Source organism: Campylobacter taeniopygiae (genome assembly GCF_005406225.1).
Classification (GTDB): Bacteria; Campylobacterota; Campylobacteria; order Campylobacterales; family Campylobacteraceae; genus Campylobacter_D; species Campylobacter_D taeniopygiae.
The window spans coordinates 1-3476 of record NZ_NXLY01000036.1 but is presented as its reverse complement, the minus strand read 5'-3'; the positions used below and the strand labels follow the sequence as shown (position 1 = coordinate 3476).

Annotated in this window: 4 protein-coding genes; all 4 read left to right on the top strand. The window is 24.5% G+C overall.

Annotated features, from left to right (window positions below; translation table 11 throughout):
* Positions 1 to 233: 233 nt before the first annotated feature.
* The 4 genes from CQA75_RS08765 to CQA75_RS08750 all read left to right on the top strand — a co-directional run bounded on the left by CQA75_RS08765 (position 234) and on the right by CQA75_RS08750 (position 3070).
* Complete coding sequence (locus CQA75_RS08765; RefSeq protein WP_137624582.1) at positions 234 to 596, top strand: hypothetical protein; 363 nt, start codon at positions 234 to 236, stop codon at positions 594 to 596.
* Positions 597 to 698: 102 nt separating this feature from the next.
* Positions 699 to 1289, top strand: coding sequence for a RasGAP domain-containing protein (locus CQA75_RS08760; protein ID WP_137624581.1), 591 nt, complete (start codon positions 699 to 701; stop codon positions 1287 to 1289).
* A 205-nt stretch (positions 1290 to 1494) separates the two neighbouring features.
* Complete coding sequence (locus CQA75_RS08755; RefSeq protein ID WP_137624580.1) at positions 1495 to 2229, top strand: hypothetical protein; 735 nt, start codon at positions 1495 to 1497, stop codon at positions 2227 to 2229.
* Positions 2230 to 2323: 94 nt separating this feature from the next.
* Positions 2324 to 3070, top strand: a complete 747-nt coding sequence (locus tag CQA75_RS08750; RefSeq protein ID WP_137624579.1) for a hypothetical protein — start codon at positions 2324 to 2326, stop codon at positions 3068 to 3070.
* Positions 3071 to 3476 lie beyond the last annotated feature (406 nt).

Below are 3476 nucleotides of genomic sequence, written 5' to 3'. Positions count from 1 at the left end.
TTGGTCGCAATATAATATCTGGGTAGCAAGAACTCCTAAAGGTGAAAAATATTTCAATGAAATTTTAGCTCCTAAGTTTTACAATAAATACAAAGATTTAGAAGTAGAAATTGATGATAAAGGTAATATTATAAGATGGATTGGAGAGATTAATAGGTGATTTAAGCTTTTTAAGGCTTGGTAAATTAAGACTATATAACTTATAAAGAAATAAAAAGGAAGAGGTAAAAAAAATGGTAATTTTTAAAAATATATTATTGCTTTTATTTTTTAGTACCTATTTGTTAGCACAAGATAGTTTTACTCCGCTAGAGCAATGCACTTATGAAAATGAAAAATTTTGGATAAAAATCTTAAATCTATGTCCAGAGGGTAATATAACTTGCGATAAAGTTATATATGTGGGTGTCAATAAAGATAGTGGAAAATATATTATCTTAAATGGCAAGTCTATTAGCGATGTAAATATGAATTTTAAAGGATATGTTTTTAAAAATGGTATTTATGAATATAATATTTTTAAAAATAATGTTTTATATATTTCTAAAAACAAGCAAATTATACAAGAATATCGTCTGAAATTATGTGAAAGATAGATAGCAAAGATTCAAGTAAAAAGAGTGGCAATTACCTACCATAGATGCTAAAATTAATAATGAGGATTATAAGATACATATTAATCATTTAGGAAAACCTTGATGAAATTTAAAATTATAGAAAATAAAAACGGAGAAATATTTCCACAATGGGATATTTTACTCGATTTGTATATAAAATCATTTCTTAATATATTTTGCACACATGATAAAATAAATAAAAATGATATGATAGAAATCATAGAATATACCCTTTTATGCGACTTTTTAGAATGTAGCAATTATGCAGAACTTTTTATGATTTTTAATCTTTATACAAAAGATTATCAAAATGAATTTCTAAAGGTATTTGAAAAATTATTTATAAATAATATGATAGATTTTTATATAAATGATGAAGAACAATATACGCTCACGCATTATATGAAAGAAGATAAATATCAAGCTTGGAAATATTTTATGGACAATTATATTTATAAAGAGCGTTTTTATGTCGATAGTTTTTTAGTTGCTTCTTGGGATAATCCAAATAGTTGGGATAAATATAACATTAATGCAATTATTAACCCTAAAGGTGAAAAATATTTCAATGAAATTTTAGCTCCTAAGTTTTACAATAAATACAAAGATTTGGAAGTAGAAATTGATGATAAAGGTAATATTGTAAGATGGATTGGAGAGATTAATAGGTGATTTTTGTTAATTTTAAAAGATAATAATAAAATACTCAAAAGATAAAACAAAGAGAAATTCCTATAAAAAATAAGAAAACAGGAAAAGTTTCTTACAAGATATAAGTTGGATGATGAAACTAATCTTGTATATAGAACGGATTTTGGAAGTGGTGGAGAAATTCTCGGAAATCTTAGAAAAATACATATAATAAATGGGGTAAACAATGAAATATAAATTTATAAAATGGGATGAAAATGAAAAGTGTGCTATTTTTTTTCCTGATATGGATTTTGATATATGGAAAAAAACTCAGCTTTTAGAGAATGATCATGCTAATCCAACTTTAATTATACCATCTTGTTTAAAAGATAAGGTTAGTATTTTAGAACTATTTGAATATTATATTTTGCTTATTTATGGAAAAAGCATAGGTATTTCAAGATGGGAATGTGATAATTTAATTTTATTAAATACTTACACTATTGACAATCTTAGCAACCCTTTCTCTTTAAATACTCCCAAACCTACTTACATTAGTGAATATATTAACATCATAGGACAACTTTTTCTAGCAGGATATATAGACTTTGGTTCTTATTGTGATGAAGATAGAAATAAAATAGACTATCCTACTAATTTATCTTATTATAAAGAAGATAAATATCAAGCTTGGATACATTTTAGAGATAATTTCTTTTATCAAGAGAAATTTATTAGAGATTTAGATGATCCTAAAACATTAGATGAGGATGGATATAGTCTTATTTTAGGTGATGCTTCTTGGGATACACCACAATATTGGTCGCAATATAATATCTGGGTAGCAAGAACTCCTAAAGGTGAAAAATATTTCAATGAAATTTTAGCTCCTAAGTTTTACAATAAATACAAAGATTTGGAAGTAGAAATTGATGATAAAGGTAATATTATAAGATGGATTGGAGAGATTAATAGGTGATTTTTGTTAATTTTAAAAGATAATAAAAATATCCCTTTAATAAAAAGCAAAGAAGAAATAGCTAAATTATGAAAATTCATAAGGAAATACCATAATGAAATGCAAATTTATAAGTTATGAAAAAGGTTATTTTAGTTTTTTTTATAATAAAAATCAAGAGTGGAAAGAAAAATTTATCAACAAGTTAAATTTTAATAGCTATGGAAAAGATGAAATAGATGTGTTAATGTTTTCACAAATTCCAAATATTGCAAAAAATGATATCTTGGAATTGCTTGAAGTTTCATTTTTGCCATTTATCGATAAAAGCATAGGTATTTCAAGATGGGAATGTGATAATTTAATTTTATTAAATACTTACACTATTGACAATCTTAGCAACCCTTTCTCTTTAAATACTCCTAAACCTACTTACATTAGTGAATATATTAACATCATAGGACAACTTTTTCTAGCAGGATATATAGACTTTGGTTCTTATTGTGATGAAGATAGAAATAAAATAGACTATCCTACTAATTTATCTTATTATAAAGAAGATAAATATCAAGCTTGGATACATTTTAGAGATAATTTCTTTTATCAAGAGAAATTTATTAGAGATTTAGATGATCCTAAAACATTAGATGAGGATGGATATAGTCTTATTTTAGGTGATGCTTCTTGGGATATACCACAATATTGGTCACAATACAATATCTGGGTAGCAACAACTCCTAAAGGTGAAAAATATTTCAATGAAATTTTAGCTCCTAAGTTTTACAATAAATACAAAGATTTGGAAGTAGAAATTGATGATAAAGGTAATATTGTAAGATGGATTGGAGAGATCAATAGGTGAAATTATAGATAGAATAAAAATTTAATAAATTATTTTTATTTGATTTTATTTTAAAATTTGATATAAATTATAAATGAAAGATGATTTAAGTTGGGAAAAATGAAAGGTGTTATTTTTAAAAACGAAAAGAACTAGACTTTTGAAAAAAATGATACGTTAGAATTAAAATCTGTATGGTTTCCCTAGAAAGCATTAAAAAATCTTATTATGTATGATAATAATTCACACAGTATAACAAGTTTTATATACCAGAAAGAATTTATATCTCATAAATTAGATGTGTAATTTTATATCGAAAGGTCCTCAAATGAAAAAAATATTTTTAACTACCTTACTTATTTTTAGTTTAAGTGCTTGTAAAGGAGAGGATATGAACGATAAAGATATTAAAACAGTTTATGCACCT

Bases quoted from the DNA above. Each gene is read 5' to 3' on its own strand.
- CQA75_RS08755 (WP_137624580.1), top strand. From the start codon at position 1,495: ATGAAATATAAATTTATAAAATGGGATGAAAATGAAAAGTGTGCTATT.
- CQA75_RS08765 (WP_137624582.1), top strand. From the start codon at position 234: ATGGTAATTTTTAAAAATATATTATTGCTTTTATTTTTTAGTACCTAT.
- CQA75_RS08750 (WP_137624579.1), top strand. From the start codon at position 2,324: ATGAAATGCAAATTTATAAGTTATGAAAAAGGTTATTTTAGTTTTTTT.
- CQA75_RS08760 (WP_137624581.1), top strand. From the start codon at position 699: ATGAAATTTAAAATTATAGAAAATAAAAACGGAGAAATATTTCCACAA.